The 6,859-nt window shown below is 70.1% G+C and carries 5 protein-coding genes; 4 read left to right on the top strand and 1 reads right to left on the bottom strand.

Annotation, left to right across the window (positions count from 1 at the left end):
* Window positions 1–751 (bottom strand): 4'-phosphopantetheinyl transferase family protein (locus tag QSG27_RS26770; protein WP_306711599.1); only part of this gene is annotated, 751 nt, incomplete at its 3' end.
* Between the two features lie 96 nt (window positions 752–847).
* Between QSG27_RS26770 and QSG27_RS26765 the strand changes: the two genes are divergently transcribed.
* The 4 genes from QSG27_RS26765 to QSG27_RS26750 form a co-directional block, all read left to right on the top strand.
* Window positions 848–1,831, top strand: coding sequence for a phosphoribosylaminoimidazolesuccinocarboxamide synthase (locus QSG27_RS26765; RefSeq protein ID WP_306711596.1), 984 nt, complete (start codon window positions 848–850; stop codon window positions 1,829–1,831).
* The gene (locus QSG27_RS26760; protein ID WP_306711594.1) at window positions 1,831–2,775 is read left to right on the top strand and encodes a D-2-hydroxyacid dehydrogenase family protein; all 945 of its coding nucleotides are present in this window, start codon (window positions 1,831–1,833) and stop codon (window positions 2,773–2,775) included. Before QSG27_RS26765 ends, QSG27_RS26760 begins: the two co-directional genes overlap by 1 nt.
* Before the next feature lie 579 nt (window positions 2,776–3,354).
* Complete coding sequence (locus QSG27_RS26755; RefSeq protein ID WP_306711592.1) at window positions 3,355–3,843, top strand: PTS sugar transporter subunit IIA; 489 nt, start codon at window positions 3,355–3,357, stop codon at window positions 3,841–3,843.
* Between the two features lie 100 nt (window positions 3,844–3,943).
* Window positions 3,944–6,859: monovalent cation/H+ antiporter subunit A (locus QSG27_RS26750; protein WP_306711590.1), on the top strand; the 2,916-nt coding region annotated here is incomplete at its 3' end.

Here is a 6,859-nt window from a genome sequence, read left to right as displayed (position 1 = left end):
CGGGACGAGGCCCCGCCGCCCATCGCCTGGGAGCTCGACGGGCGCGGCCCGCCGCCCCCGCGGGGCGCAGCGCGGGGCGCCAGCCGCCGCCGCGCCCCGCCAGCGCCGCGACCGTTCCCGGCGCCGGGCGCAGGTCGAACAGCGACCAGTCCGCGGCGTTCCCGGCCTCCAGCGCGCCGTCCAGGCTCAGCAGGCGGGCGGGGCGGCCCGGCGCCAGCTCCACCGCGAAGCGGTCCAGAGGCGTGGACAGGCCCTGGCCGGTCGCCTTGATGAACGCCTCCTTGCGGGTCCAGCCGTTCAGGAACGCCTCGTCGCGCAGCGCGCCGGGCAGGGCGGCGAAGGCGGCGCGCTCCTCCGGCGCGAAGAACCGTTCGGCGATGCCGGCGGCGTCCGGCACGCGGCGCAACCGTTCGATGTCCACGCCAAGCTCGACCTCCCCGCCGGGGGCGATGGCGATCAGCACGTCGTCCTTGCAGTCGGCGAGGTTGAAGGCCGGCCCGCCGGGCAGGAAGGGCTTGCCCATCGGCCCGTAGGCGAAGGCCAGAGTCGCCGGGGCGCAGCCCAGGATCCGCCCCAGGAGATGGCGCAACAGCCCCCGCCGCAGCACGCAACGGCTGCGCAACTCTGCCGTCGCGAAGCGGGCGGCCCGCGCCGTCTCGTCGGGGGAGAGCAGGGCGCGGAACGCCTCCAGCCGGTGCGCCAGCCCGCGCAGGTCGGCATACCAGACCTGAATCTCTCCTATTTCCCGCATCGGACGTCCCTATTCAGCGGTTTCCGCACTATAACCGCGCTGGCCCCGCGCGGCGATTGCGCTATCATGCGCCTCCCTTTTGCCGGATCTGGAACCATGGTCGATACCGCTCTGCTTGCTCCGCATCTGTCCAACGTCGTCAAGGACGCCGCCATTCCCGAACTGCCCAACCACTACCGGGGCAAGGTGCGCGAGAATTACGACCTTCCCGACGGGCGGCGCGTCATCATCGCCACCGACCGGCTGTCGGCCTTCGACATCATCCTGACCGCCATTCCCTTCAAAGGGCAGGTGCTGACCCAGATCGCCCGCTATTGGTTCGAGGCGACGAAGGATCTCTGCCCGAACCACGTCCTGGAATATCCGGACCCCAACGTGGTGGTGGCCAAGCGGCTGACCATCATGCCGGTGGAGATCGTGGTCCGCGACTATCTGGCCGGCACCACCGGCACTTCGCTGTGGACCATGTACAAGAAGGGCCGGCGCGAGATGTACGGCCACGTCTTCCCCGACGGGCTGCGCGAGAACCAGAAGCTGCCGGCCACCATCATCACCCCGACCACCAAGGCGTTCGACGCCGGCCATGACGAGGAGCTGACCGCCGCCCAGATCGTGGAGCGCGGGCTGCTGACCCAGGCCCAGTGGGACGAGGTGACGGAGAAGGCGCTGGCCCTGTTCGCCCGCGGGCGGGAGATCGCGGCGGAGCGCGGCCTGATCCTGGTGGACACCAAGTACGAGTTCGGCTTCGACGAGGCCGGCAACATCATCCTGGCCGACGAGATCCACACGCCGGACAGCAGCCGCTACTGGTTCGCCGCCAGCTATCCGGAGCGGTACGAGGCCGGGCAGCGTCCGGAGAGCTTCGACAAGGACTTCGTGCGGAGCTGGGTGACCCAGCGCTGCGACCCCTACAAGGACGCGATCCCGGAGATCCCGGCGGAGGTCGTTCTGGAGGCCGCCCGCGTCTACATCGAGGCGTTCGAGACCATCACCGGCCGGACCTTCCAGGTCCCGGCGGAGGTCACGCCGGTGGTGGAGCGCATCCGGGCCAACCTGACGCCCTATTTCGCGAAGCCGTGATGAAGATCGCCATCCTCGACGACTACCAGAACGTCGCGCGCGATCTGGCGGAATGGCATCGCCTGCCCAACGGCAGCGCGCTGACGGTCTTCGAACGCCCGATCCCGGCGGAAGAGGTGGCGGGGATGCTCGCCCCCTACAGCGTCCTGGTGATCATGCGGGAACGCACGCCGTTCCCCGCCGCGCTGATCGAATCGCTGCCGAACCTGCGGCTTCTGATCACCACCGGGGCGCGCAACAACGCCATCGACCTGGACGCCTGCAAGGCCCGCGGCATCACCGTCTGCGGGACCGGCATGGTCGGCACCCCGGCGGCGGAGCTGACCTGGGGCCTGATCCTGGCGCTGGCGAAGCGCATTCCGCAGGAGGAGCGCCTTCTGCGCGGCGGGCGCTGGCAGACCGGCCTGACGCAGGGGCTGGCGGGCAAGCGCCTGGGCCTCGTCGGGCTGGGCAAGCTGGGGACCCAGGTGGCGCGGGTCGGCCAGGCTTTCGGAATGGAGGTCGCGGCCTGGAGCCCCAACCTGACCGACGAGCGGGCGGCGGCGGCGGGCGCGGTCCGGCTGGACAAGCGCGACCTGTTCGCCACCTCCGACGTGGTCAGCGTTCATCTGGTGCTGAGCGAGCGGACGCGCGGCGTGATCGGGGCGGACGACATCGACGCGATGAAGCCCTCCGCCTTCTTCGTGAACACCGCCCGCGCCGGTCTGGTGGACGGGGACGCGCTGCTGGCGGCGCTGCACGAACACCGCATCGCGGGCGCCGGGCTGGATGTCTTCCCCGTGGAGCCGCTGCCGGCGGGAAGCCCCTGGCTGGAGGCGCCGAACACGGTGCTGACCCCGCATCTGGGCTACGTCACCCGCGAGAATTACGAGGTCTTCTACCGCGACGCGCTGGACGACATTCTCGCCTGGCACGCGGGCGAGCCGGTGCGCATGCTCGCCTAGGACGGGGCGGTTCCTCCCTGGGCGATTGCATTTGAAATTCCCTCTCGCCGCCGGTGAGAGGGGCAGGGTGAGGGGATGCATTCCCCTTGGCGGTGCGCCGCCGGTGCACCGGCCCCCTCTCCCCCCGGCGGGCCCGGGCCCGTTGAAATCACATGTTTTTCAGGGCCTTGCCCAAGCCGACGGGCTGGGGGGCCTGGACCGGATCCGCTCGCGATCCGTCCCCGGCGCGTCCCCGGCCCGGCCCCGGTCCTTGACCCGCAACATGCGAATTGTGGGATTACACCTGCGGCCAAGACGTAGATGGAACTGAGCCCCGCCACTTGCGGGGCGCGATTCCATTCCCAAAATGGGTGCTGGACCTGCTGCAAGGGCGGATATGGGCGAGGTTTGTTGCAATGCGCGGGCCGTTCCGGGGCCGTGCGTCCGTGGGGCGGACCGATCATCGGTCCCAGCGACGATTGGCGCTGTGGACAGGATGTGCCGAAATTGATTGGAAGTCTGTTGGTTCACGGCCATCCCGGCACGGAGCCCGGCCTTCCGGGACGGGAGACGGAAGGCTTGCCACCCATGGAGACAGGAATGAGCATCTCGGACCTCTTGTCCACACACAACGTCATCCTCGATGCAGGGCCGGCCAACAAGGAAACCCTGCTTGAGCTTCTGGCCGCGGAGGCGGCCGACCGCATCGGAAACCCGAAGGAAGAAATTCTTAAGGCCCTGCAGGCGCGGGAGCACATCGGGTCCACGGCGCTGGGCAAGGGCGTGGCGCTTCCCCACACGGAACTGCGCGGGACCGAAAGCCCGCTGGTGCTGTTCGCACGGCTCCGCCGCCCCATCGATTTCGACGCCCGCGACGACGAGCCCGTCGATCTCTTCTTCCTCGTGCTCTGGCCCACGGCGACCCGCAAGGGCCTGCTGCCCGTCATGGGGGAGATTTGCCAGGCCCTGCGCGACCCGCAATCCCTGCGCCGGCTCCGCCAGGCGGAGACGCCCGACGCCGTGGTCCAGCTCGTCCGGCAGGCGCTTCCCCCCAGCGCCGGTCCGGAGCCCGACGAAGACGAGGTCTGAACGGCGCGGCGGGGGACCTCCGCCGTTCCTATATTCGTAATGCCGACAAATCCCAGCATTTCGGCCCCTCCGATTGCCAGAGACCCCATTGTCAGAGCCCATGTCCGACGCCTTTTTGCTTCTGGCCGCCACCGGCCTTCCGTTCGTCGGCGCGATCGTCGCCGGGCTGCTGCCCACGCACGCGCGCAACAGCGCGGCGTGGCTGGCCGGCGTGATCGCCCTCGCCGGGCTGGGGCTGGTGTGGGCGGCCTATCCGACGGTGGCGGCGGGCGGGGTGATCCGCCACACGATGGCCTGGATGCCGTCGCTCGGCCTCGATCTCGTGCTGAGGATGGACGGCTTCGCCTGGCTGTTCGCCGGGCTGGTGTTCGGGGTCGGCGCGCTGGTCGTGCTGTACGCGCGCTATTACATGTCGGCGGACGATCCGGTCCCGCGGTTCTTCGCATTCCTGCTGGCCTTCATGGGGTCCATGACGGGGGTGGTCCTCTCCGGCAACCTGATCCAGATCGCCTTCTTCTGGGAGCTGACCAGCCTCTTTTCCTTCCTGCTGATCGGCTATTGGCACCACACCGCGGCGGCGCGCGACGGCGCGCGCATGGCGCTGACCATCACCGCCACCGGCGGGCTGTGCCTGTTCGCGGGGGTGCTGCTGCTCGGCCATATCGTCGGCAGCTACAACCTCGACGTCGTTCTGGCCTCGGGCGACCGGATACGCGACCACGCGCTCTACCTGCCGGCGCTGATCCTGATCCTGATGGGCGCGCTGACCAAGAGCGCGCAGTTCCCGTTCCATTTCTGGCTGCCGCACGCCATGGCGGCGCCCACCCCCGTCTCGGCCTACCTGCATTCGGCGACCCTGGTGAAGGCCGGCGTCTTCCTGATGGCGCGGCTGTGGCCGGTGCTGGCGGGGACGGACGCGTGGTTCTGGATCGTCGGCAGCGCCGGCCTCGCCACCCTGCTGGTGGGCGCCTACGTCGCGATCTTCCAGAACGACATGAAAGGACTTCTGGCCTATTCGACCATCAGCCATCTCGGGCTGATCACGCTGCTGCTCGGCCTCAACAGCGAACTCGCCATGGTCGCGGCGATCTTCCACATCATCAACCACGCCGCCTTCAAGGCGTCGCTGTTCATGGCCGCGGGCATCATCGACCATGAAACCGGGACGCGCGACATCCGGCGGCTGTCCGGCCTGAACCGCTTCATGCCCTTCACCACGCGGCTGGCCATGGTGGCCGCCGCCGCCATGGCCGGGGTGCCGCTGCTCAACGGCTTCATCTCCAAGGAGATGTTCTTCGCCGAGACGCTGTCGGCCCAGGGGTCCCGGGGCTCGCTGCCGCTCCTCCTCGACATCCTGCCCTTCGCCGCGATGGTGGCGAGCGCCTTCGCCGTGGCCTATTCGCTGCGCTTCATCCACGGCGCCTTCTTCGGCCCCGACCCCGTGGACCTGCCGCAGACCCCGCACGAGCCGCCGGCCTGGATGCGGTTGCCGGTCGAGATCCTGGCGCTGGCCTGCATCATCATCGGCCTGCTGCCCGCGGCCACGGTGGGGCCGTATCTGGACATGGCGGCCCACGCCGCGCTGGGCGCCGCCACGCCCCATTACAGCCTGGCGGTCTGGCACGGCTTCAACATGCCGCTGGTGATGAGCCTGCTCGCCTTGGCGGCCGGCGTGACGCTCTATTTCCTGTTGCAGCCGCTGTTCCGGCGGAACATCGAAGGCCCGCCCTTCATCAGCCGCCTGGAGGGCCGCCGCATGTTCGAGCGGAGCATGGTCTTCCTGTCCTGGCGCCTCGCCCGGTCGCTGGAAAGTCTGCTGGGCACCCGCCGCCTGCAGCCGCAGCTCCGGCTGGTGGTCTGCGTCGCGATCCTGGCGGCGGGCTGGACGGTCTACCGGCGCGGGCTCGGCCCCGGCAATCTGGTGCCGCAGGGCATCGACCCGGTGCTGGCGCTGGTCTGGGTGATCGGCGCCGGCTGCGCGCTGGGCGCGGCGTGGCAGGCCAAGTTCCACCGCCTCGCCGCGCTGATCCTGCTCGGCGGCACCGGGCTGGTGACCTGCGTCACCTTCGTCTGGTTCTCCGCCCCCGACCTCGCGCTGACCCAGCTCCTGGTCGAGATCGTGACCACCATCCTGCTGCTGCTCGGCCTGCGCTGGCTGCCCAAGCGTCTTCCCGGGACCGGGCCGTCCGAGGTGATGCGGACGACGCGCCGCCTGCGCGACCTCGCCATCGCCGTTACCGCCGGGCTGGGCATGGCGGGGCTGGCCTTCGGCGTGATGACCCGCTTTCCGCCGGAAATCCTGGCGCAGCATTTCCTGGAGCGCGCCTACACCGAGGGCGGCGGCACCAACGTCGTCAACGTGATCCTGGTGGACTTCCGCGGTTTCGACACGCTGGGCGAGATCACCGTGCTGGGGGCCGTGGCGCTGACCGCCTACGCGCTGCTGCGCCGCTTCCGCCCGGCCCCCGACAGCGTGGACGTGCCGGAGCAGCAGCGCGACCAGAGCGCCTACGACATCGCGCGGCCCGAGCGGCGGGAGGGCGACACGGTGGCCGACTGGCTGCTGGTGCCGTCGGTGATCGCGCGGCTGATGTTCCCGGTGGTCGGGATGGTCGCGCTGTTCCTGCTGCTGCGCGGCCACGACCTGCCCGGCGGCGGCTTCGCCGCGGGGCTGATGGCGTCGATCGCGATGATCCTGCAATACATGCTGGGCGGGACGCAGTGGGTGGAGGCCCGGCTGCGCGTGCTTCCGCTGCGCTGGATGGGGCTCGGGCTTCTGCTGGCGGTCGGCACCGGCCTGGCCGCCCTGCTGTTCGGGCGTCCGTTCCTGACCACCTATTTCGCCTACGCGACGCTGCCCCTGATCGGGGAGATCCCCACGGCGAGCGCGCTGCTGTTCGACATCGGCGTGTTCGCCCTGGTCATCGGCGCCACGATGCTGACCCTGATCGCGCTGGCCCGCCAGTCGGTCCGCGGCCATCGCGCCGCCGCGCCGCGCGCACCGGCGGCGGGCGCC

The sequence above is a fragment of the Azospirillum isscasi genome (assembly GCF_030849505.1).
GTDB lineage: Bacteria > Pseudomonadota > Alphaproteobacteria > Azospirillales > Azospirillaceae > Azospirillum > Azospirillum isscasi.
Note: the sequence above shows the minus strand (reverse complement) of the source record. Positions and strands in the feature narration are given on the sequence as shown.

What these genes read in the sequence shown, in the direction of transcription:
- QSG27_RS26765 (WP_306711596.1), top strand. Translation starts at nt 848, where the DNA reads ATGGTCGATACCGCTCTGCTTGCTCCGCATCTGTCCAACGTCGTCAAG.
- QSG27_RS26760 (WP_306711594.1), top strand. Translation starts at nt 1,831, where the DNA reads ATGAAGATCGCCATCCTCGACGACTACCAGAACGTCGCGCGCGATCTG.
- QSG27_RS26755 (WP_306711592.1), top strand. Translation starts at nt 3,355, where the DNA reads ATGAGCATCTCGGACCTCTTGTCCACACACAACGTCATCCTCGATGCA.